Here is a 21,656-nt window from a genome sequence, read left to right on the forward strand (position 1 = left end):
GCGCGCCGGCGCCGGCCGTGATCAGGCCGAGGCGGTAGCCGAGGTTCGAGGTCGCCGCGAGGATGCCCTGGAAGTCGCTGCCGGCGGCGTCGATGCGCCAGCCGTCGATCACCACGTCCTGCGTCGCGGCGCAGAACGCCACGAGGAACGCGCCGAGCCCGAGCAGCGCGAGGCTGGTGCCGGGATCGGAGAACGCCATCAGCACGAGGCAGAGGGCGACCGCCGCCTGCGTCGTCACCATCCAGGCGCGGCGGCGGCCCAGCCGGCGGGCCAGCACCGGCACGTCGATCCGGTCGATCATCGGCGCCCAGAGGAACTTCAGCGAGTAGGGCAGCGCGACGTAGCTGAACAGCCCGATCGCCTTGACGTTGATGTCGGAGAAGGCGAGCCGCAGGGTGAAGGTGCCGAGCACCAGCAGCAGCGGCAGGCCCGACGAGAAGCCGAGCGCCAGCATCAGCACGATGCGCGGGTCCTCCACGAGGTCGCGCGCCCGCAGGCGTCGGGTCGGCTTGTCCGGTCGGGTCTCGGCCGCCATCGCATGGAACTCCTCAGCCTGGGCGCCTTGATCCCGCGAAATCGTGGCAGCCTTGCGCTGCCGTCGCGTCGCGGGAGGGCTCCGCACGTGATCGCGCCTCCGGAGGAGGATGGTCGGCGCTTCGTTAACGCGGCACCTCATGTTTGATCGGGGACAACGGTCGAGGCCCGGGAACCTTGTTCCCGTCCGCCTGTTCGGTGTCGGCGAGCGCGGCCTTTCCATCTGCGCCGCCTCCCCCTTGTCAGGCTGTACGGCCGCGTTTCGTGTGTCGAGCCTCCGCGCGTTCCGATCGGTTGCAGGATGACGGAGACCAGTGCCCGAGCGGAGATCGCGCTCGCCCCGGCGACCTTCGCGCTCGCGTTCGCCGCCAGCCCGGCCCCGATGCTGATGACAGATGTGCGCAGCGCCGGCACCACGATGGTCTGGGTCAATGACGCCTTCGTCGATCTGACGGGCTACGGCCGGCACGAACTGATCGGCCGGAACTGCCGGATGCTCCAGGGAGCCGGCACCGACCAGACGGAGGTCGCGCGCCTGCGCGCCGCGCTCGACGCCGGCGAGCCGGCCACGTGCGAGCTTCTGAACTACCGTAAGGATGGAACGGCCTTCTGGAACCGGATGACGATCAACCCGGTGCGCGACGCGGGGGGCCAGGTCGCGTACTTCTTCTCGGCCCAGGCCGACATGACCGACAAGCGCAGCCTCGAACAGACGATGCGCGGCACCAACGCCGAACTGGAGCGGCAGGTGGGCGAGCGCACCGCCGACCTCCAGGCGGCCCTGGAGCAGAAGACGGCGCTGCTCCACGAGGTCGATCACCGGGTCAAGAACAACCTCCAGGTGATCTCGTCCCTGATGCTGCTGAAGGCCCGGCGCACGCCCGAGGGCGAGGCGCGCGAGGCACTCTCCAGCATGGCCGAGCGCATCGGCGCGCTCTCGACGGCGCACCGGATGCTCTACTCGGCCGGCGACGTCACCAAGTTCAACCTGTCCGACTTCGCCGACGATTTCCTCTCCGACCTCAACGCCGGCCTCGATCCGGAGCGGACCCGGGTGGAGGCGAAGATCGATTCGATTGCGGTCTCGGCGGCGATGGCCGCGCCGCTGGCCCTGATGATCCACGAACTCGCGACCAACGCGGTGCGGCACGCCTTCCCGGACAACCGGGCCGGGCGAATCGGCATCACGGCGCGCCGCGACGGGGCGGCGATGCATCTCAGCATCGAGGACGACGGCGTCGGCCTGGACTCAGGTCCGGTCAACCCGGCGGGCTTCGGCCGCAACCTCGTCGAGATGGTGGTGCGCCAGTTACGCGGCACCATCACGTGGCACGATCGCGCGCCCGGCACGCGAGTCGAGATCCGCGTTCCCCTCGGCGAGGACGCATGAGCGGGACGGGAGCCCGACGCGACCAGGGGATGAGGGCGTGAGCGCGTCGCGGTCCGGCGAGACGGTCGATGCGCCCCGACGCCCGCCCGCACTCCGCATCCTCGTCGTCGAGGACGAGGCGCTGATCGCCCTCGAACTGGAATGCCTGCTCGACGAACTCGGCTACGTCACGGTCGGCGTCGCCGGCAACGCCACCGAAGCCATCGCGCTCGGGCGATCGACCGTCCCGGACATCGCGCTGGTCGACATCCACCTCGTCGACGGGCCGACCGGCGTCGCGGTCGCGCGGGCGCTCAGCGCCGATCCGCGCACCACCGTGGTGTTCATGACCGCGAACGCCAAGCGCATCCCGGACGACTTCGCCGGCGCCTTCGGCGTGATCGCGAAACCCTATTCCGAGCGGGTGGTGGTGAGCACCCTCGACTACATCGCCGGTCTTCGCGCCGGCCGGGACCCCGCCCCGCCCTGCCCGGACGGGTTCCTCCGCGCACCGCGCTGAGCGTCCGCTCATCCGCGCGCCGTGCGCTCGCGCTTGAGCCGGTACAGGGCCTCCATCGCCTCGCGCGGGGTCAGCGCGTCCGGGTCGATCGCGTCGAGCATCAGCCCGAGGGCGTCGTCGGCTGCGGGCTCCGGCGGGGGCGGCGGCGCGAGGCTGGCAAACAGCGGCAGGTCGTCGATCCGCGGGCGGCCGGGGCGCTCGCGCTCGGCCTTCTCGAGGCCCTTCAGGATCGCACCGGCCCGCGCGACGACGCTCGCGGGCAGGCCGGCGATCCGCGCCACCTGCAGCCCGTAGCTGCGCTCGGCCGCCCCCGGCACCACCTCGTGCAGGAACACGACGCCGTCGCGGTGCTCGGCCACCTTCAGCGTCGCGTTGTCGAGGCGGGACAGGCGTTGCCCGAGCGCCGTCAGCTCGTGGAAATGCGTGGCGAACAGCGCGCGGCAGGCGTTGGCCTCGTGCAGGTGCTCCAGGCAAGCCCAGGCGATCGACAGCCCGTCATAGGTCGCGGTGCCGCGGCCGATCTCGTCGAGGATCACCAGCGAGCGGCGGGTCGCCTGGTTGAGGATGGCCGCGGTCTCGACCATCTCGACCATGAAGGTCGATTGCCCGCGCGCGAGGTCGTCGGCGGCCCCGACGCGGGAGAACAGGCGGTCGACCCGGCCGATCCGGGCACGCATCGCCGGCACGAAGCACCCGGTCTGCGCCAGCACGGCGATCAGCGCGTTCTGGCGCAGGTAGGTCGACTTGCCGCCCATGTTCGGGCCGGTGATCAGCCGGATGCGGCCGCGGCCCTCGCCCGAGAGATCGCAATCGTTGGCGATGAACGCCGCGCCGGACGTCCGCAACGCCGCCTCGACCACCGGATGGCGCCCGCCCTCGACGACGAAGCTCAAGGAATCGTCGACCTCCGGCCGGCGCCAGTCGAGCTCGGCCGCGAGCTCGGCGTGGCTCGCGGCCACGTCCAGCGCGGCGAGCGCCTCGGCGACGGCGCCGATGGTCTCCGCCCGCCCGACGATGCGGCCGGCCAGATCCTCGAACACCGCCGCCTCCAGCGCCAGCGCCCGGTCGGCCGCGCCGGAGATCCTCTGTTCCAGCGTACCGAGCTCGACGCTGGTGAAGCGCATGGCGTCGACCATGGTCTGGCGATGCACGAAGTCGCGCATCAGCCCCTTGAGGCAGGCCTCGCCCACCGATTGCGGCACCTCGATGAAGTAGCCGAGCAGGCCGTTGTGCTTGATCCTGAGCGTCCGGCAGCCGGACTCCTCGGCGTAGCGGGCCTGCAGGGCGGCCACGACCTTGCGCGAATCCTGGCCGAGCAGCCGGGCCTCGTCGATCTCCGGATGGTAGCCGGCGCGGACGAAGCCGCCGTCGCGGCGGTTCAGCGGCAGGTCGTCGGCAAGGCCCGCGCGGAGGGCGTCCACGAGGTCGGCGTCGGCGCGGGCAAGCGTCGCGGAAAGCCCGCCCAGCTCCTCCGGAAGGTCGCCCTGCTGCGACAGGTGCGCACCGAGCGCGCGCGCCACGTCGAGCCCGTCGCGGATCGCGGCGAGGTCGCGGGGCCCGGCCCGGCCGAGGCCGGTGCGCGCGAGCGCGCGGGCGAGGTCGGGCGCGCGGGCGAGCGCCGCGCGCAGGACGCCGCGCAAGGCAGGGTCCTCGGTAAGCCGCGCCACCGCCGCGTGGCGCCGCGCGATCGCCGACAGGTCGGTGAGCGGCCCGGCGAGGTGCTCGGCCAGCAGCCGCGCGCCGTTGGCCGAGACGGTGCGGTCGATGGCATCGAGCAGGCTGCCGCCGCGTTCGCCCGAGAGCGTGCGCGTCAGTTCGAGGTTGGCCCGCGTCGCCGCGTCGATCGCGAGCCGCGTGCCGGTCTCCTCGCGGCTCGGCACGCCGAGCGGCACGCGGGCGGCGCGCTGCGTCCGCGCGACGTAGAGCAGGGCGGCGCCGGCCGCCGCAATCTCGGCGCGGGTGAAGGCTCCGAAGCCGTCCAGCGTCGCGACGCCGTACTGCTCGCGGATGCGCCGCTCGGCCGCGGCCGGCTCCAGTTCGCCCTGTGCCAGCGGCACCACCGCCGCCCGGGTCTCGCTCCAGAGGCGGGCGAGCCCCGGGTCCGAGACGATCGCTTCGGACAGCACGATCTCGCGCGGATCGTGGCGGGCGATCGCTCCGGCAAGGTCGGCGCCGGGCACCTCGCTCAGGCCGAACCGGCCGGTGGAGATGTCGATCGCGGCGAGCCCGTACGCGAACGCCGCGTCCGAGACCTTCCGGCGGCCGATGGCGAGCAGCAGGTTGGCGCGGCCCGGATCGAGCAGCCGATCCTCGGTGATGGTGCCGGGCGTGACCAGCCGCACGACGGCGCGGCGCACCACCGATTTCGGCCCCCGGCGCTTGGCCTCGGCCGGGTCCTCGGTCTGCTCGCACACCGCGACCCGGTGGCCGAGCCCGATCAGGCGGCTGAGATAGTCGTCGGCCCGCTCCACCGGCACGCCGCACATCGGGATGTCGGCGCCCGCGTGCTTGCCCCGCTTGGTCAGGACGATGCCGAGCGCCCGCGACGCGGTCTCCGCGTCGGCGAAGAACAGCTCGTAGAAGTCGCCCATCCGATAGAACAGCAGGCAGTCCGGATTGGCGGCCTTGATCTCGATGTACTGCGCGATCATCGGCGTCGGCCCAGCCGCGTCGGACGCCTTCATCGCACCGGCCGCGATCCCGGGTCCGACATCCTCGGCGACGGTGCGGACGGTGCTGCGGGCCATGGACGGCTCCCTAGAGGCCAGGTTCCTGAAAGGGTCGCCGTCGGCGCAACGGACCCCTGCTCCCCGACGGGGATGAGGGGATGCGCGCGATCCGGCAATCCTTGCGCGCACAATCGCCGATCCCGTTCCCGATGGAGGCGTTCGCCGCGTCGGGCCGCATGGACATCATGGAGCGGACGGCGGCGTATTCCCCGGCTTCGGGGTCGGGGCGCTATCCGCGCTCCGGGTTTCGCGGCGGTTCCGGCTCGCCGTCGTCGTCGTCCGTGGTCGGGATCACGTAGCGGTCGCTGAGCCAGCGGCCGAGGTCGATGTCCGAGCACCGCTCGGAGCAGAACGGCTTCAGCTTCGGATCGCCGGGGCGGCCGCAGATCGGGCAGGGCGCGAGCGTCGGGGGTCGCCGGATGGGAGCTGCCTCGGTCATGCCATCGCGCCCCAGCCGGCGCGGACCGGGAAGCCTCCGCCGTCGAGGAGGTTCATCGTCTCGTAGAGCGGCAGCCCGACCACCGCCGAGTAGGAGCCGACGAGCTTGACGACGAACGCTCCGGCCAGGCCCTGGATCGCGTAGGCTCCGGCTTTGCCGCGCCATTCGCCCGAGGCGAGGTAGCCGCTCATCTCCCGCGGCGACAGGCGCTTGAACCGAACCCGGCTCTCGACGATGCGCTCGCGCCGGGCGCCTTTCGGCGAGAGCAGGCACACGGCCGTGAACACCCGGTGCTGGCGGCCCGAGAGCAGGCGCAGGCAATCGGCCGCCTCGTCGGGGACCTCCGCCTTCGGAAGGACGCGACGGCCCACCGCCACGACGGTGTCGGCCGCCAGCACCCAGGTCGCCGCCCCGTGCTCGTGGAGGTGGAGGGCGCCCTGCGCGGCGGCGAGCTTGGCCCGGGCGAGGCGGCGTGCAAGTTCGCGCGGCGATTCGGATTTCAGCGGCGTCTCGTCGACATCGGCGGGCAACAGGGCATCCGGCTCGATGCCGATCTGCTGCAACAGGGCGAGCCGGCGCGGCGACGCCGAGGCCAGGACCAGCCGCGCGGCTGCCGTCTCCGCGGGCGCGGCCCGGGCCGCGAGGGGGGAAGGGGCGTCCATGAAGCTCAAGCTGGTCCTCGGCGGCATCCGCCCGCGCCTGCCGGCGGATGCCTCAAGCGCCGTGGTTGATAGTCGAACGCCGCCGCGATGGGAACGCAGGTCCCGGCGGTGCGCCGGTCGCGCGGCCGGGAGCCCGTGGACCAGGAGCCCGTGGACAACGTCACCGGCTCTGCTATGGTTTGCCCGTGCCGCCGGGACGCGGTCCGGCGCGGGCGTAGTTCAGTGGTAGAACGTCAGCTTCCCAAGCTGAATATGCGGGTTCGATTCCCGCCGCCCGCTCCATAATCCCGTCGAACACTCAAGCTCAGGCGTGTGGTATCCCGGGTCAGCCTGATATCACGACGGGCGCGCACGACGCCCCCTCCGGCCATGTCTCCCGCCGTGGAGGAGCACCTCACGGTCCACGACGACCGACAAGCGGTGTCGGCCGCCAGCGGAGTGGTCAGGCCCTTCGGTCGGCGCCCGGGAAGGACCGTCCCCATTCCACGGTCGCGATCCGACCGCCCCCCCGATGCCGACCGGCGAAGGCCCTCGCCGCACGCGCAGGGAACGGCGTGGAGGCGTGACGCGCCGTGGGACCCGCACACGGATTCCCGCGTCCGGTCCGGGGACGGGGCGAACCCGTCCGATCCTACGCCGAGGGCGGTGGCGGGACTGGACGGTTTTTTGCTACACGGCGCCGCGATGGACCTCAACACGATCGATACCCTCGTCCGGCCCTGCGCCAGGGCCGAGGTGCCGGGCTGGCGGCGGGGCGACGCGGTGCTCGCGGGCGGGACGTGGCTGTTCTCGGAGCCGCAACCGGACCTGTGCCGGCTCATCGATCTCGCCGGCCTCGGCTGGGCGCCGCACGCGATCACGGAAGCCGGCCTGTCGCTCTCCGCGACCTGCACGGTGGCCGCCCTCGAACGGCTCGACCTGCCCGCCGCCTGGACCGCCGCGCCGATCGTCGCGCAGTGCTGCCGGGCCCTGCTCGGCTCGTTCAAGGTCCGCAACGCGGCCACCGTCGGGGGCAACCTCTGCCTCGCGCTGCCGGCCGGCCCGATGATTGCGCTCTGCGTTGCCCTCGACGGCGACTGCCTGATCTGGGGCCCGGACGGCGGCGAGCGGCGGCTGCCGGCCCGCGACCTCGTCCGCGGCCCGCAGGAGACGACGCTGAGGCCCGGCGAGATCCTGCGCAGCATCGACCTGCCGGCCGCCGCGCTGATGCGGCGCGGCGGCTTCCGGCGCCTCTCGCTCAGCCCCAACGGGCGCTCGGGCGCGCTCGTGATCGGGATGCGCGACCGGCAGGGCGCCCTCGTGCTGACGGTCACGGCCTCGACCCGCCGCCCGGTGCGGCTCGCCTTTACCGCCTGCCCCGCGGCGGACGAACTGCGCGGCACCATCGCGCGGACGATCCCGGACGACCTCTGGTACAACGACGTCCACGGTACGCCCGATTGGCGCCGCCACGTCACGCTGCTGCTGGCCGAGGAGATCCGGGCCGAGCTGTTCGGGAGTCCGACCGCATGAGGCTCACCGTCAACGGGCAGGCGCAGGACGCGGCGGCGGCGCCTGGCCAGTGCCTGCGCACGCTCTTGCGGGATCTCGGCTGGTTCGGCGTCAAGATGGGCTGCGATGCCGGCGATTGCGGCGCCTGCACCGTCCACCTCGACGGCGAGGCGGTGCATAGCTGCATAACCCCGGCCTTCCGTGCCGCGGGGCGGGCCGTCACCACGATCGAGGGCCTGGCCGGCCCCTGCGCCCCCGGCGACGGGCTGCCGGACGCGCTCCACCGGGTGCAGGACGGCTTCCTGGCGGCGCAGGGGTTTCAGTGCGGCTTCTGCACGCCGGGCATGGTGATGACCGCCGCCGCCCTCGACCAGGGCCAGCGCCGGGATCTCGGCGACGCGCTGAAGGGCAACCTCTGCCGCTGCACCGGCTACCGGGCGATCCGCGACGCGATCGAGGGCCGGGCCGAGGCCGGACCCCGCGATGCCCGCGATCCCGTCGGCACCTGCCTGCCCGCGCCGGCCGGGCCCGCCGTGGTGACGGGGCGGGCCGCCTATACCCTCGACCTCGCCGTGCCGGGCCTGTTGCACCTCAAGGTGCTGCGCTCGCCCCATCCGCACGCGCGCATCCTGGACATCGACCGTGCGGCGGCGCTGGCGATCCCCGGAATCGTCGCGGTGCTGACGCACGAGGATGCCCCGGCGCGGCGCTTCTCGACCGGGCGCCACCAGAACCCGTTCGACGACGCCCTCGACACACGCCTCCTCGACGACGTGGTGCGCTTCGTCGGCCAGCGGGTCGCGGCCGTGGTGGCCGAGACCGAGGCGGCGGCCGAGGCCGGATGCGGCGCGCTGCGCGTGACGTACGAGGCGCTGCCGGCGGTGCTCGACCCGGACGAGGCCCTGCGCCCCGACGCCCCCCTGGTCCACGGCCCGGCGACGCCCGCCGGTGCCGACGCCCCGCCGCGCCCCGGGCACCCGAACCTCGCGGCCGAAGCCCACGGCGCCATCGGCGACGTCGATGCGGGCTTCGCCGAGGCGGCCGCGACGGTCGATCGAGAATACGTCTCGCAGCGGGTGCAGCACGCGCACCTGGAGCCGCACGGCGCGGTCGGCTGGCTCGATCCGGACGGCCGCCTGACGATCCGCGCCTCGACGCAGGTGCCGTTCCTGACCCGCGATGCGCTGTGCACGCTGTTCGGCCTGGAGCGCGACAGGGTGCGCGTGCTCTGCGGCCGCGTCGGCGGCGGCTTCGGCGGCAAGCAGGAGATGCTCACCGAGGACCTCGTGGCGCTGGCGGTGCTCCGCACTGGCCGCCCGGTGCGGTGGGCGATGACCCGGCGGGAGCAGTTCACCGCCGCCACCACCCGCCACCCGATGCGCGTCCGGGTCCGGCTCGGCGCGCGGGCCGACGGCACGCTGACGGCCATCGCGCTCCACGTCGTCGCCGACACCGGCGCCTACGGCAACCATGCCGGCGGCGTGCTCCACCACGGCTGCAACGAGGTGATCGGGGTCTACCGCTGCCCGAACAAGCGGGTCGACGGCTACTCCGTCCACACCCACACGCTGCCCGCAGGCGCCTTCCGCGGCTACGGCCTGAGCCAGACGGTCTTCGCGGTCGAATCCGCCATGGACGAGCTCGCCGCAAGGCTCGGGCTCGACGCTTACGAGATCCGCCGCCGCAACGTGGTGCGGCCGGGCGACGCGATGGTCTCGACGAGCCTGGAGCCGCACGACGTCGCGTACGGAAGCTACGGCCTCGACCAGTGCCTCGACCTCGCCGAGCGCGCGATGGCCGGCCCCGGCGGCGACGACGCGCCCCCCGGCTGGCGCGTCGGGCAGGGCATGGCGCTCGCGATGATCGACACCATCCCGCCCCGCGGCCACTTCGCGGAGGCCCGCATCCGGCTCGGGCCGGACGGGCGCTACGCGCTCTTCGTCGGCACGGCGGAGTTCGGCAACGGCACCTCCACCGTGCACGCCCAGATCGCGGCGGAGGCACTCGCCACCACCCCCGACCGGATCGCCCTGGTCCAGGCCGACACCGACGCGGTCGGCCACGACACCGGCGCCTACGGCAGCACGGGGATCGTGGTCGGGGGCCAAGCCACCCTGCGGGCGGCCGAGGCGCTCGCCGCCGCGATCCGCGGGGCGGCGGCCGCGCGGGCCGGCTGCCCGCCCGAGGCCTGCGGCCTCGGCCCCGAGGGCGTGGCGTGGCCGGGCGGTGCGATCGCGCTCTCCGACCTCGCCGCCGCCGGTCCGCTGGAGGCCGTCGGCCGGGCGGACGGCAGCCCGCGCTCGGTCGCCTTCAACGTCCAGGCGTTTCGCGTCGCCGTGCGCCCGGAGACCGGCGAACTGCGCGTCCTGCGCAGCGTCCAGGCCGTCGATGCCGGCCGGGTGATGAACCCGATGCAGTGCCGCGGGCAGGTCGAGGGCGGGGTGGCGCAGGCGCTGGGCGCGGCCCTCTACGAGGACCTGCGCCTGGAGGACGGCCGCGTCCTCACCGATGTGTTTCGCAGCTACCACATCCCGGCCGCGGCCGACCTGCCCGCCACGGAGGTGCTGTTTGCCGACACCTATGACCGCATCGGCCCGCTCGGCGCCAAGTCGATGAGCGAGAGCCCGTTCAACCCGGTCGCCGCGGCGCTCGCCAACGCCATCCATGACGCCACCGGCGCGCGGCTGACCGCGACGCCGTTCGCCCCTGACCGGATCTTTCGCCCGTTGCTGGCGGCGGAGGCAGACGCCGCGCCGGCGTCCTGACGCCGGCCGGACGCGTGGCGGAAGCCGGCGGCGCGCTCGACGCATCCGTCCCCGAAGGCCGGATCGTGGCACGATGCGTGCGCGACCCGTCTGGCATCCCCAGATCCTCGAAAGTCGCCATGGCTCCTCCCGCACCGCTGAACCGCTTCTCCGTCGCACCGCTCGCCACGATGACGCGCCGGCTCGCCGACGTGGCCGCGGGACGCGCCGAGCCCGACCGCGTCGTCACTGGGGCGCGGGTGCTCTCGACCTATTCCGAGCGCATCCTGAGTGATCGCGAGGTCTGGATCGCGGGCGGGCGCATCGCCGCTGTGAAGCCCGCCGGCAGCCACCGGGGCGGGGCGGCGCGCTACGACGCGGCCGGCGGCCTGATCGCGCCGGGGTTGGTCGATCCGCACCTGCACATCGAGAGCAGCATGGTCACGGCTTGCGCCTACGCCGAGGCCGCGCTTGTCAACGGCACCACCACGATCATGTGCGACAGCCACGAGATCGGCAACGTGCTCGACGTCGACGGGGTCGCGTGGATGCTGGAGGACGCGCGCGCGGCCCCGCTCAACATCTACCTCACCGTGCCGAGCACCGTGCCCGCCACCACGCCGGCGATCGAGACCGCGGGTGGCGACCTGACGGCTGCCAAGATCGCCGGCCTGTTCGACGCGTGGCCGGAGGCGATCGGGCTCGGCGAGAAGATGGATTTCGTCGCGGTCGCGGAGGGTGATGCGCGGGCGCACGCGATCATCGCCGCGGCGCTCGCGCGCGGGCGCCCCGTCTCGGGCCACATCTACGGCCGCGACTTCGTCAGCGCCTATGCGGCCAGCGGCGTCACCGACACCCACGAGGCGATCGACGCCGACATCGCCGACGACCTCCTGGAGGCCGGCATCTGGATCTTCCTGCGCGGCGGCCCGCCCACCACCCCGTGGCACTCGCTGCCGAAGGCGATCGGCGCGGTCACCGAGTACGGCGCCGCCTGGAAGCGGGTCTGCTGCTGCACCGACGACCGCGACGCGGAGGACCTGCTCGCCTACGGCCTCGACTGGGTCGTGCGCGAGGCCGTCCGCGTGGGCATCCCGAAGCCCGCGGCCTGGGCGATGGGCTCGCTCCACCCGGCGACCCGCTACGGGCTCGACGGCGAGATCGGCGGCCTGGGCGGCGGGCGCCGGGCCGACCTCGTGCTGCTCGACGACGACCTCGTGCCGCGCTGCACGTGGTATGGCGGCGAACTCGTGGTGGAGGACCGCAGGCCCACGCCGCGCCTGGAGGCCGCCCTGGAGCACCCCTACCGCTACCCGGCCCCGGCCTACGTCACGGTGCACCTGCCCGATCCGCTCCCTGCCCTGGTGCCGCCGCTGCCCGCGGACCGTTGCACGGTCAACGCCATCCGCACCACGCTGCCGGGCATCGAGCTGATCCACGAGCGCGTCGCCCTCGTGCCGGGTGCGGACTGGGCCGAGACGCTCTCACGGCACGGTCTCTGCCACGTCGCGGTGATCGAGCGCCACGGCCTGACCAGGCCGCCCGCGGCGGGCGTCGCCCACGGCCTGCTCAGCGCGTTCGGCCTGAGGCGGGGGGCGGTGGCGAGCAGCGTCGGCCACGATTCGCACAACATCATCGTCGCCGGCCTGAACGAGGCCGACATGCGCGTGGCGCTCGACGCGATCGCGCAGGCGCAGGGCGGCGTCTGCGTCGTCGAGGACGGGCGCGTCGTCGCCTTCGTGCCCCTGCCGGTGGCGGGGCTGATCTCGGACAAGCGCGTCGGCGCGGTGGCCGAGGCGGTGTGCGTGCTGAAGCAGGCCTGGGCAAGGGCCGGCTGCACGATCCCCTACATGGGCTTCAATCTGATCCCGCTCTCGGTGATCCCGCAGATCCGCATCACCGACAAGGGCCTCGTGCTGGTGCCGGAGATGCGGCAGGTGCCGCTGTTCGAGGCGGCGTGAACCACATCCGTTTCCTGGACGTCGTCGGGAGATTCGGGGCCGGATGCCCGTGCCTCAATGAGCGAGCCCCGCCTGCTCGGCGAGGCGCCGGATCAGCCAGCGCGCGGCCGGTCCCGGCGGGGTGTCGGTGCGGTAGATCGCGCTGAAGTCGAGGCGCCGCTGCACCGTCTCGGGGATGTCCAGCAGGACGAGGCGGCCCGCGGCGAGGTCGGCCGCGACCATCGGCGCGGGCATGCTGCCCCAGCCGATCCCGGCGAGCAGCAGGGCGTGCTTGGCGCCGAGGTCGGCCAGCCGCCACGTGTGGGTCGCCAGCACCGCGAAGTCGCGGCCCTGCGTCAGCGACGAGCGGTCCGAGAGCACGAGCTGGATGTGGTCGCGCGCGGCGCCCGGTCCGTTGCGCGCGGCGCGGGCAAGCGGATGCGTCGGGGCGGCCACCGGGGTCAGCTCGACCGAGCCGACCGCGACGCGCTCGATGCCGTCGATGCCAGTCGCGAGCGGTCCGCTGACCCCGATGACGGCCCGGCGATCGACCACCATCTGCGTGATGGCGCCGAGCGCCTCGACGTGGAGCCGCAGGTCGACGGTCGGAAAGCTCTCCTGGAACGCCTTGAGGGCGTCGACGAGGCGGGCGGTCGGCAGCATCACATCGACCGCGATGCTCACCTCGGATTCGAGGCCGCCGAGCAGGCCGGCGACCTTGGCGCGCAAGCCATCGAGGCCGTGCGCGACGGTGCGCGCCTCCGCGAGCACGGCCCGGCCGGCCTCGGTCAGTTGCGGCTTGCGGGTCGAGGCCCGGTCGAACAGGCAAACCCCGAGCTGCAGTTCCAGGTTGGCCACCGCGTAGCTGATCGCAGAGGTCGCACGGTTGAGGCGCCGCCCCGCCGCCGCGAAACTCCCGACTTCGACCACGGTCAGGAAGACGTTCAACTGATCGAAGGTCGGCGTCCCAGGCCCCTGCATGCCGCTTCCCTCGAACGTTTGCGCGCCGGCATCGCCGGATTTCTCGCATGCCGGGGCCTTCGGCAAGCGAACGAAGAGCCGACCCCCGAATCCGCGAAGCCGGCCCCGCGGGAGCGGAGCCGGCTTCGACCGATCGGATGCGGCAGACTTTGCCGCCGAGAGCGGCAGATCTTGCCGTTGGATGTGGCAGATCCTGCCGTCGGGAAGCACTCTAGCGACGGGTGGCGGCACCCTGGCGGACGTTGTGCCGGGTGACCGAACCGGTGGTCAGGCCGTCGTCCCTGCCGGGGGCGCCGGCGTTCCGGCTCCGGTCCGCGACGCCGCGCTCGACCACGGCGGAGCCCGGCGCGGCCGCGGCGGGGATGCCGGCCGGCGCCGTGTAGCTCTGCGCCAGGGCGGCGGACCCAGTCAGGAGGGAGAGGACGAGGGCGGAGGCTGAGATGAGTCGGGTCATGGTGGGCTCCATCGGTCTGGCGGAACGGCCGGTTGCCGTCCTGCGATGAAGGAGAGATGGACCCAGCCCCGCGTTCGGAAAACCCGAATTCTCTCGATTGAAGCGTTCAAGAATTTCGAACACTGGGCGGATAGCCGGGGTCGTACCCGCAGCCCGGCCGGCGCTGCTGCGTCAGCCCCCGGCGTTCAGGGCGGCGACCACCGCGGCGGAATCGGACACCCAACCGAAGATGCCGCCCTGCGCCTTGATCATCGCGAGGCCGGCGGCGTGGAACTCCGGGATGTACGAGCCGCAGGCGTCGGAGACGACGACGCAGCGGTAGCCCCGGTCGTTGGCCTCGCGCACGGTGGTGTGGACGCAGACCTCCGTCGTCACGCCGCAGACCAGCAGCGTGGCGATGGCGCGCGCTTCCAGCACGCGGGCGAGGTCGGTCGCGTAGAACGCGCCCTTGCCCGGCTTGTCGATCACCGGCTCGCCGGGCAAGGGCGCGAGGGCCGGCACGATGTCGTGTCCCGGCTCGCCGCGGATCAGGATTCGGCCCATCGGACCGGGCGCACCGATCCGCGCGGTCGGCGCGCCGCGCTCCAGCTTCGCCGGGGGCGCATCGGACAGGTCAGGCGCGTGGCCCTCGCGCGTGTGTACGACCAGGAGGCCGGCGCTCCGGGCCGCGGCGAGCAGGGCCCGGCAGGGGCCGACGGCGGCGGCCAGCAGGCCGACATCGTTGCCGAGGCTCTCGCCGAAGCCTCCCGGTTCCAGGAAATCGCGCTGCATGTCGATGATCACCAGCGCCGTCGTGCGGGGATCGAAGGGCAGCGGCGCCGGTTCGGCGTCGAGGAGGATGGGCATGGCCTTGGTCCCGTTGGATCGGCGATCGACGCTGCCGATGCGCCGTGTCCGCCTGCGAGGTCCGTCCATGCAAGTTCGGGACGACGCCCCCGCGACAGCGCGAGGCCGCCGCGACGGCCGGTCCCGGTCCCTCAAGCCCGACTCACCCGTCATCCGCGTGCGGTGGAACTATTGCGGCATGACGCCTAATGAATATGCAGAATGATCGCTGGTGCGGCAGGTCTTGCACCGCCTCGCGAGGCGGACATCGCCCAACGCCGACGTTGAGCGCCGTCATCGAAGGTCTTCGGTGCTTCCCGATCCCTCAAACACCGCACGGTTGTAGTCAACACAACCGGAATCGTTGCAAATTTGTGACGGACGCGGACACCATCTGCCAGATCTCTCTCATTGGTATATCGGTTGCTGCCAAAAACCGTATCGTGTGGGTACCGAAGAGGGGACGACGATGATGGTAAAAGGATTGTTCGCAGCGGCATTGTCGCTCGCGTTGGCGGGGGCTGCCACGGCGGCCGACCTGGAGACCGTCAGGAAGGCGAAGGCGCCGGAGGCGGCGCCGCTGAAGGAGATGCCGATCTTCCTGTTCTCGGACACCCAGTTCAGCTATCGCTACCAGTTCCCCGCCGCCGAGCCGGGCATACAGATTCAGAGGCCTAACGGGAGCTTCGTCGGCCGCGACATCCCGAAGTCGATCTACAACATCTCGCACGCCGACGCCTGGGCCTACGGCACCAACTTCTTCACCCTCGACATCCTGAAGTCCGGTTCCCAGGACCCGGCCGGCACGACCAACGTGCCGGGCGGCTTCGCGCAATACGGTTACGGTGCCACGGAAGCCTACGGACTGTATCGCGGCACGCTCAGCCTGAACGCGCTGACGGGCACCAAGGCCTTCGTCATCCCCGGCATCATCAAGGATGTGTCGCTCGCCTACGGCTTCGATGCCAACTCGAAGAACGATGCGTTCGGGTCGAAGAAGCGCGACGTGGTAGGCGGCCTGAACTTCGCCTTCGACGTGCCGGCGGGCTTCCTCAACGTCGCCGTCCACGCCTACAAGGAGTGGAACCGCAACGGCTTCAACTTCCAGCCCGACCGCGACGTCAGCTTCGACACCACCGCCGAGATCGAGGTGGTCTACAACTTCCCGCTGACATTCACCGGGCTGCCGCTGAGCCTGGCCGGCTTCAACAACATCGTCACGCCGAAGGGCAAAGGCATCCGCGACCCGTTCAACTATGCCTTTTATCCCGGCACCGGTCTCGAGTTCCTGTCGCGCACCAACCTCGTGCTCGACGTCGGCAAGCTGGTCTACGACCAGCCGAACAAGGTCGACGTCTTCATCGGGTTCCAGTACTGGCTCAACAAGTTCGGCAACGTCGAGCGGCTGACCTTCAAGGGCACCGAGGAGAAGAGCTTCCTGGCGGGCGTCGCCTTCCACATCTTCTGAGCTCCTGACGGAATCTTAGAGCCGTGCCCGACCGGACGTGGTCGGGCACGGCTCTAAAGCATTTTCCAGCGCGGTGGATGCCGGCTCGCGCAGCGAGAGGAAGCGGGATGACGGAATCCGACCCGAAGCCCCGCCTGTGGATTCGCGATCCGCTGGCGATCCTGGCCGCCGACGCGGCCGGGGGGGTCGTGGTCCAGGGGAGCCGCATCGTCGAGTGCGTGTCCGCGGGCGCCCGGCCCGCGGACCCGGTGGACGAGACCTTCGAGGCCGGGCGCCACGTGGTGATCCCGGGGCTGATCAACACCCACCACCACGTGTTCCAGACCCTGACGCGGGCGCACCCGCTGGCGATCGACAAGCCGCTGTTTCCCTGGCTGAAGGCGCTCTACACGGTCTGGCCGCGGATCACCGCTGACGCGTTCCGGCTGGCCACGCGGCTTGCCTACACCGAGCTCCTGCTCTCGGGCTGCACCACGGCGGGCGACCACCATTACCTGTTCCCGAAGGGCTTGGAGCGGTCCGTCGACATCCAGGTCGAGGAGGCGCGCGCCTCGGGCATCCGCGCCTTCGTCACCCGCGGCTCGATGAGCCTGTCGGAGCGCGACGGCGGCCTGCCGCCCGAGAGCCTGGTCCAGGACGACGACACCATCCTCGAAGACAGCGAGCGGGTGCTGAACCTGTTCCACGACCGCGCGCCCGGCGCGATGGTGCAGATCGGGCTCGCCCCGTGCTCGCCGTTCAACGTGACCAAGCGCCTGATGCGCGAGAGCGCGGCTTTGGCCGAGCGCCACGATTGCCGCCTGCACACCCATCTCGGCGAGACGCTCGACGAGGACGCCTACTGCCTGGCGATGTTCGGGCAGCGCCCGGTGGACTACCTCGAAGAGGTCGGCTGGATGGGCCCGCGCACGTGGCTCGCCCACGGCATCCACTTCAACGACGCCGAAATCGCCCGCCTCGGGCGCGCCGGCGTGGGCGTCTGCCACTGCCCGACCTCGAACATGACGCTGGCGTCGGGCCAGTGCCGCACCTGCGAGCTGGAGGCGGCGGGCTCCCCCGTGGGCCTCGGCGTCGACGGCTCGGCCTCGAACGACAGCTCCAACCTGATGGAGGGCGTGCGCCACGCCCTGATGATTAACCGCCTGACCTACGGCGCGGAGCGCGTGAGCCATCTCGACGCCCTGCGCTGGGCCACCGAAGGCTCGGCCGCCTGCCTCGGCCGCTCAGACATCGGCCGGATCGAGGAGGGCCGCGAGGCGGATCTGGCCCTGTTCACCCTCGACGAGCTGCGCTTCTCCGGGGCCCACGACCCGCTCGCCGCGCTGGTGCTGTGCGGCGCCCACCGCGCCGACCGGGTGATGGTGGCGGGCGCGTGGCGGGTGATCGACGGGCAGGCTGTCGGCATCGATGCCGGCGCCCTGCGCGAGGCGCACACGGCGGCGGCCCGGCACCTGTTCGGGACGGCCTGAGATGGACGCGCCAGCCCCACGCCCCAGGGCCGGCCCGGTGCCGCTTTACGGCGCCTACGGCATCGTCAAGCGCTTCGGCGACTTCACGGCCAACGACCACGTCGACCTCGAGATCCGCGCCGGCGAGATCCACGCGCTGCTCGGCGAGAACGGCGCCGGCAAGTCGACCCTGATGAAGATCCTCTACGGCCTGCTGGAGCCGACCGAGGGCGTCGTCACGCACGGCGGCAACATCGTGCGGCTGAAGAACCCCGAGGCCGCGCGGCGCATCGGCATCGGCATGGTGTTCCAGCACTTCTCCCTGTGCGACAACCTGACGGTCGCCGAGAACATCGCCCTGGTGATGCCGAGGGGCCTCGGCGGCAGGGCGCTCGCCGCGCGCATCGCCGCGCTCGGCGCGACCTACGGCCTGCACCTCGATCCGGCGCGGCCGGTCTGGTCGCTCTCGGCCGGCGAGCGCCAGCGCATCGAGATCGTGCGCTGCCTGCTCCAGGATCCGAGCCTCGTGATCCTCGACGAGCCGACCTCCGTGCTCACGCCCGGCGAGGCGGACGCGCTGTTCGTCGTGCTGGAGCGGCTGCGCGACGAGGGGCGCGCGCTCCTCTACATCTCGCACCGCCTCGACGAGGTGCGCCGCCTGTGCACGCGCGCCACGATCCTGCGGGGCGGCCGGGTCGTCGGGGCCTGCGACCCCGCGCGGGAGAGCGCCCGCTCGCTGGCGGCGCTGATGGTCGGCGAGCAGGTCGGCGCGGTGAGGCCCGCCCCCGCCCGCGCCGCCGGGCTCGAGCGCCTCACGCTCGACGGGCTGTCCCTGCCGGCCCCCGGGCTGCACGCCACCGCCCTGCGCGGCGTGGCGCTCGGCGTCGCCGCCGGGGAGGTCGTCGGGATCGCGGGGATCGCCGGCAACGGCCAGGCCGAACTCGTCGCGGCGCTCTCCGGCGAGGCTCCCGCGGAGGCCGGCGCGGTGCGCCTCGACGGGAAGCCCGTGGGCACGGCCGGCATCAACGCGCGCCGGCGCCTGGGCGCCGCCTACGTGCCCGAGGAGCGCAACGGCCACGCCGCCGTCCCGAGCATGAGCCTGTCGGAGAACACCGTCCTGTCGCGGCACGCGACCGCGCCCCTCACCCGCCTCGGCCTTCTGCGCCGGGCGATCGCGCGCGCGCTCGCCGCCCGGGTGATCGCGGCCTTCGACGTGCGCAAGGCCGGCCCCGACCCGGCCGCGGGCACCCTGTCGGGGGGCAACCTGCAGAAGTTCGTCGTCGGCCGCGAGATCCTCGCCGCGCCCGGGATCCTCGTCGTCAACCAGCCGACCTGGGGGGTCGACGCGGCCGCGGCCGCCCACATCCGGCAGGCGCTAATCGACCTCGCCGCCGACGGCGCGGCCGTGCTCGTGATCAGCCAGGACCTCGACGAACTCTTCGAGATCGCGGGCCGCATCGCCGTCCTCCACACGGGCACGCTCTCGCCCGCCGTGCCGACGGGGACGACGAGCCGCGAGGCGATCGGCCTGCTGATGGGCGGCTCCGACGAACCCGGGGCGGCCCGGCCCCCCGCCCGCCCGGTCGCGATCGCCGCCCATGCCCACTGACGGCGCACCGGACCATCGCCGGCCGGCACCGCGCCGGCCCGCCAGCCCCCAGCGGCCCGCCCCATGCGCCTCGACCTGAGCCCCAGGGCGCACCGCTCGCCCTGGCTCGCCGCCCTCTCGCCGGTGATCGCCTTCGTGGCGGCGATCGCGATCGGCGGGGTCGGCGTGAGCCTGCTCGGCGTCTCGCCCGCGGCCGCCTTCCTCACCTACTTCGTCACGCCGCTGAGCGAGGTGTGGTCGCTCCAGGAGGTCGCCCTGAAGGCCGCCCCCCTCGCCCTCATCGCGACCGGCCTCGCCTTCTGCTACCGGGCCGACCAGTGGAACATCGGGGCGGAAGGCCAGTTCACCGTCGGCGGCCTGGCCGGCGGCTGGCTCGGCGTGGCGACGCACGGGGCGGAGGGCTTCACCCTCTGGATCTTGCCCGCGATGCTGCTGGCGGGCACGCTGGCCGGCCTCGCCTACGCGATGATCCCGGCCCTGCTGAAGGTCAAGCTCGGCGTCTCCGAGATCCTGACGAGCCTGATGCTCGTCTACGTCGCCGAGCTGCTGCTCGACTACATGGCGCGCGGCCCCTTGCGCGATCCGGCGGGTTACAACTTCCCGCAGAGCGTCTCCTTCGATCAGGCCGCCCGGTTCCCCTACCTCATGGAGGGCGACACGCTGCACGCCGGCGTGCTGATCAGCCTCGCGGCGGTCGTCGTCGCGGCGCTGGTGCTCGCCCGCACGCTGTTCGGCTTCGAGATCCGGGTGGTCGGGGCGAGCCCCCGCGCGGCGCGGTTCGCCGGCTTCAGCGGCGTGCGCCTGACGCTGGCGGCCTTCGCCGTCTCGGGCGGCGCGGCCGGGCTCGCGGGCGTGACCGAGGTCGCCGGCCGGCTCGGGCAGCTCCAGCCGACCATCGCGCCGGGCTACGGCTTCACGGCGATCATCGTCGCCTTCCTCGGCCGGCTGTCGCCGCCGGGCATCCTGGTCGCCGCCCTCGTGATCGCGCTCACCGTGATCGGCGGGGAGGCCGCCCAGATCGATCTGAAGCTGCCCTTCGACCTCACCCGCGCCTTCCAGGGCCTGTTGCTCGGTCTCGTGCTGGGCGCCGACGTGCTCTCCCGCTACCGCGTCCGGCTCGTCCCGGGGGGCGCATGACATGGGGAGCCCCGAGGTTATGAGTCCCCTGCCATGACCCTCGACGTCGTGCAGATGGTCCTCGTCACGGTGCTGGCGGCGGCCACGCCCCTGATCCTGGCGGCGGTCGGCGAGTTGGTGGCGGAGCGCGCCGGCGTGCTGAACCTCGGCGTCGAGGGCATGATGGTGCTGGGCGCCGCCGCCGGCTTCGCGGTCGCGATGCGGACCGGCTCGACCTCGCTCGGCGCGCTCGGCGGGGCCGCGGCCGGCCTGCTGCTGTCGGCCGTGTTCGGCGTGCTGACGGTCGGGCTGGCGGCCAACCAGGTCGCCTCCGGCCTCGCGCTCACCATCCTCGGCCTCGGCGTCTCGGGCCTCGTGGGCACGCCCTATGTCGGGATGAAGCGCGACCCCGCCCCGCACCTGCATCTGCCCGTCCTGTCCGACCTGCCGGGCGTCGGGCGGCTGCTGTTCGGGCAGGACGCCTTCGTCTACGCGGCGCCGCTCCTCGTCGCCGGCGTGACGTGGTTCCTCTGGCGCACGCGGCTCGGCCTGACCGTGCGCGCGATCGGCGACGACCACACCGCGACCCACGCGCTCGGGCTGCCCGTGCGCAAGGTCCGCTTCCTCGCCGTGCTGTTCGGGGGCGCCTGCGCCGGCCTCGGCGGCGCCTACCTCTCGCTCGCCTACACGCCGTTCTGGTCGCCCGGGATGACGGCCGGGCGCGGCTGGATCGCGCTGGCCCTCGTCGTCTTCGCCTCCTGGCGGCCGCTTCGCGTCGCGGCGGGGGCGCTGCTGTTCGGCGGCGCGACCGTGCTCCAGCTCCACGCGCAGGCGGCCGGCCTCGGCCTGCCGGGCCAGGCGCTCTCGGCGCTTCCCTATGTCGCGACGATCCTGGCCCTGGTCCTGCTCTCGCTCGGCCGGCGACAGGGCGGCTCGCTCGCGCCCGCGGCGCTCGGCCGCGACTTCATCCCGCACCGCTGAACGGTCGGGCAACGAGAGGACCCAGATGACCATGAACAAGTTCGGCAGCGCCGTCCTCGGCGCCTTCCTCACCGCGCTCGGCCCGGCCCACGCCGCGGACAGGCTGAAGGTGGGCTTCGTCTACGTCGGCCCGGTGGCCGATTTCGGCTACTCCTACCAGCACGACCTCAGCCGCAAGGCGCTGGCCGAGGCGCTGGGCGACAGGGTCGAGACCACCTTCCTGGAGAGCGTGCCCGAGGCCGACAGCGAGCGCTCCATCGAGAAGCTCGCCCGGTCCGGGATGGGCCTGGTCTTCACGACCTCCTTCGGCTTCATGGAGCCGACCCTGAAGGTCGCCAAGAAGTTC

The 21,656-nt window shown here is 72.8% G+C and carries 17 protein-coding genes, 1 tRNA gene and 1 pseudogene; 12 read left to right on the forward strand and 7 right to left on the reverse strand.

The annotated features are described in order from the left end of the window. Window positions 1–535: pseudogene (locus ACFE86_RS12720) on the reverse strand (MFS transporter); the annotation flags it as partial. A gap of 300 nt (window positions 536–835) precedes the next feature. Between ACFE86_RS12720 and ACFE86_RS12725 the strand changes: the two are divergent. Then, on the forward strand, window positions 836–1,924 hold the full coding sequence (locus tag ACFE86_RS12725) for a PAS domain-containing protein (protein WP_375455697.1): 1,089 nt from the start codon (window positions 836–838) through the stop codon (window positions 1,922–1,924). 37 nt (window positions 1,925–1,961) lie between these two features. Further along, window positions 1,962–2,423 (forward strand): response regulator, encoded by a 462-nt coding sequence (locus ACFE86_RS12730; RefSeq protein ID WP_375455698.1) that lies wholly within the window; start codon window positions 1,962–1,964, stop codon window positions 2,421–2,423. Window positions 2,424–2,431: 8 nt separating this feature from the next. On the opposite strand, the gene mutS is transcribed toward ACFE86_RS12730, so the two are convergent. The 3 genes from mutS to ACFE86_RS12745 all read right to left on the reverse strand — a co-directional run bounded on the left by mutS (window position 2,432) and on the right by ACFE86_RS12745 (window position 6,253). Then, complete coding sequence (gene mutS, locus ACFE86_RS12735; RefSeq protein ID WP_375455699.1) at window positions 2,432–5,170, reverse strand: DNA mismatch repair protein MutS; 2,739 nt, start codon at window positions 5,168–5,170, stop codon at window positions 2,432–2,434. Between the two features lie 211 nt (window positions 5,171–5,381). Beyond that, window positions 5,382–5,591 (reverse strand): DNA gyrase inhibitor YacG, encoded by a 210-nt coding sequence (locus ACFE86_RS12740; protein WP_375455700.1) that lies wholly within the window; start codon window positions 5,589–5,591, stop codon window positions 5,382–5,384. Beyond that, window positions 5,588–6,253 (reverse strand): Maf-like protein, encoded by a 666-nt coding sequence (locus tag ACFE86_RS12745; RefSeq protein ID WP_375455701.1) that lies wholly within the window; start codon window positions 6,251–6,253, stop codon window positions 5,588–5,590. Before ACFE86_RS12745 ends, ACFE86_RS12740 begins: the two co-directional genes overlap by 4 nt. 208 nt (window positions 6,254–6,461) lie before the next feature. On the opposite strand from ACFE86_RS12745, the gene ACFE86_RS12750 reads away from it, so the two are divergent. The 4 genes from ACFE86_RS12750 (at window position 6,462) to ACFE86_RS12765 (ending at window position 12,449) form a co-directional block, all read left to right on the forward strand. Then, a tRNA-Gly gene (locus ACFE86_RS12750) sits at window positions 6,462–6,535 on the forward strand. A 402-nt stretch (window positions 6,536–6,937) separates the two neighbouring features. Further along, window positions 6,938–7,765, forward strand: coding sequence for an FAD binding domain-containing protein (locus tag ACFE86_RS12755; RefSeq protein WP_375455702.1), 828 nt, complete (start codon window positions 6,938–6,940; stop codon window positions 7,763–7,765). Then, window positions 7,762–10,509 carry a molybdopterin-dependent oxidoreductase gene (locus tag ACFE86_RS12760; protein ID WP_375455703.1) on the forward strand — a complete coding sequence of 916 codons (2,748 nt, stop codon included), beginning with the start codon at window positions 7,762–7,764 and terminating at the stop codon, window positions 10,507–10,509. Before ACFE86_RS12755 ends, ACFE86_RS12760 begins: the two co-directional genes overlap by 4 nt. A gap of 119 nt (window positions 10,510–10,628) precedes the next feature. Then, on the forward strand, window positions 10,629–12,449 hold the full coding sequence (locus ACFE86_RS12765) for an adenine deaminase C-terminal domain-containing protein (RefSeq protein WP_375455704.1): 1,821 nt from the start codon (window positions 10,629–10,631) through the stop codon (window positions 12,447–12,449). Between the two features lie 54 nt (window positions 12,450–12,503). Here the strand turns inward: ACFE86_RS12765 and ACFE86_RS12770 are convergent, their stop codons facing one another. The 3 genes from ACFE86_RS12770 to ACFE86_RS12780 all read right to left on the reverse strand — a co-directional run bounded on the left by ACFE86_RS12770 (window position 12,504) and on the right by ACFE86_RS12780 (window position 14,709). Continuing rightward, entirely contained in the window at window positions 12,504–13,409 is a 906-nt protein-coding gene (locus tag ACFE86_RS12770; RefSeq protein WP_375455705.1) for a LysR family transcriptional regulator, read from the reverse strand. 211 nt (window positions 13,410–13,620) lie between these two features. After that, complete coding sequence (locus ACFE86_RS12775; protein WP_375455706.1) at window positions 13,621–13,863, reverse strand: hypothetical protein; 243 nt, start codon at window positions 13,861–13,863, stop codon at window positions 13,621–13,623. A gap of 171 nt (window positions 13,864–14,034) precedes the next feature. Beyond that, on the reverse strand, window positions 14,035–14,709 hold the full coding sequence (locus ACFE86_RS12780) for a cysteine hydrolase family protein (RefSeq protein WP_375455707.1): 675 nt from the start codon (window positions 14,707–14,709) through the stop codon (window positions 14,035–14,037). Between the two features lie 448 nt (window positions 14,710–15,157). On the opposite strand from ACFE86_RS12780, the gene ACFE86_RS12785 reads away from it, so the two are divergent. The 6 genes from ACFE86_RS12785 to ACFE86_RS12810 form a co-directional block, all read left to right on the forward strand. Beyond that, the gene (locus ACFE86_RS12785) at window positions 15,158–16,156 is read left to right on the forward strand and encodes a hypothetical protein (protein ID WP_375455712.1); all 999 of its coding nucleotides are present in this window, start codon (window positions 15,158–15,160) and stop codon (window positions 16,154–16,156) included. 107 nt (window positions 16,157–16,263) lie between these two features. Further along, window positions 16,264–17,625, forward strand: coding sequence for an 8-oxoguanine deaminase (locus tag ACFE86_RS12790; protein WP_375455708.1), 1,362 nt, complete (start codon window positions 16,264–16,266; stop codon window positions 17,623–17,625). 1 nt (window position 17,626) lies between these two features. Then, the gene (locus ACFE86_RS12795; protein ID WP_375455709.1) at window positions 17,627–19,213 is read left to right on the forward strand and encodes an ABC transporter ATP-binding protein; all 1,587 of its coding nucleotides are present in this window, start codon (window positions 17,627–17,629) and stop codon (window positions 19,211–19,213) included. Window positions 19,214–19,276: 63 nt separating this feature from the next. Next, window positions 19,277–20,350 (forward strand): ABC transporter permease, encoded by a 1,074-nt coding sequence (locus ACFE86_RS12800; protein WP_375455710.1) that lies wholly within the window; start codon window positions 19,277–19,279, stop codon window positions 20,348–20,350. Window positions 20,351–20,383: 33 nt separating this feature from the next. Then, window positions 20,384–21,310, forward strand: coding sequence for an ABC transporter permease (locus ACFE86_RS12805; protein WP_375455711.1), 927 nt, complete (start codon window positions 20,384–20,386; stop codon window positions 21,308–21,310). Between the two features lie 31 nt (window positions 21,311–21,341). Beyond that, the coding region (locus ACFE86_RS12810; protein WP_375455713.1) for a BMP family ABC transporter substrate-binding protein at window positions 21,342–21,656 on the forward strand (315 nt) is incomplete at its 3' end.

Source organism: uncultured Methylobacterium sp. (genome assembly GCF_964244095.1).
Lineage (GTDB): Bacteria > Pseudomonadota > Alphaproteobacteria > Rhizobiales > Beijerinckiaceae > Methylobacterium.

Coding starts and splice junctions, on each gene's coding strand:
- ACFE86_RS12755 (WP_375455702.1), top strand. CDS start 6,938: ATGGACCTCAACACGATCGATACCCTCGTCCGGCCCTGCGCCAGGGCC.
- ACFE86_RS12795 (WP_375455709.1), top strand. CDS start 17,627: ATGGACGCGCCAGCCCCACGCCCCAGGGCCGGCCCGGTGCCGCTTTAC.
- ACFE86_RS12800 (WP_375455710.1), top strand. CDS start 19,277: ATGCGCCTCGACCTGAGCCCCAGGGCGCACCGCTCGCCCTGGCTCGCC.
- ACFE86_RS12805 (WP_375455711.1), top strand. CDS start 20,384: ATGACCCTCGACGTCGTGCAGATGGTCCTCGTCACGGTGCTGGCGGCG.
- ACFE86_RS12780 (WP_375455707.1), bottom strand. CDS start 14,709: ATGCCCATCCTCCTCGACGCCGAACCGGCGCCGCTGCCCTTCGATCCC.
- ACFE86_RS12775 (WP_375455706.1), bottom strand. CDS start 13,863: ATGACCCGACTCATCTCAGCCTCCGCCCTCGTCCTCTCCCTCCTGACT.
- ACFE86_RS12725 (WP_375455697.1), top strand. CDS start 836: ATGACGGAGACCAGTGCCCGAGCGGAGATCGCGCTCGCCCCGGCGACC.
- ACFE86_RS12790 (WP_375455708.1), top strand. CDS start 16,264: ATGACGGAATCCGACCCGAAGCCCCGCCTGTGGATTCGCGATCCGCTG.
- ACFE86_RS12740 (WP_375455700.1), bottom strand. CDS start 5,591: ATGACCGAGGCAGCTCCCATCCGGCGACCCCCGACGCTCGCGCCCTGC.
- ACFE86_RS12760 (WP_375455703.1), top strand. CDS start 7,762: ATGAGGCTCACCGTCAACGGGCAGGCGCAGGACGCGGCGGCGGCGCCT.
- ACFE86_RS12785 (WP_375455712.1), top strand. CDS start 15,158: ATGATGGTAAAAGGATTGTTCGCAGCGGCATTGTCGCTCGCGTTGGCG.
- ACFE86_RS12745 (WP_375455701.1), bottom strand. CDS start 6,253: ATGGACGCCCCTTCCCCCCTCGCGGCCCGGGCCGCGCCCGCGGAGACG.
- ACFE86_RS12765 (WP_375455704.1), top strand. CDS start 10,629: ATGGCTCCTCCCGCACCGCTGAACCGCTTCTCCGTCGCACCGCTCGCC.
- mutS (WP_375455699.1), bottom strand. CDS start 5,170: ATGGCCCGCAGCACCGTCCGCACCGTCGCCGAGGATGTCGGACCCGGG.
- ACFE86_RS12770 (WP_375455705.1), bottom strand. CDS start 13,409: ATGCAGGGGCCTGGGACGCCGACCTTCGATCAGTTGAACGTCTTCCTG.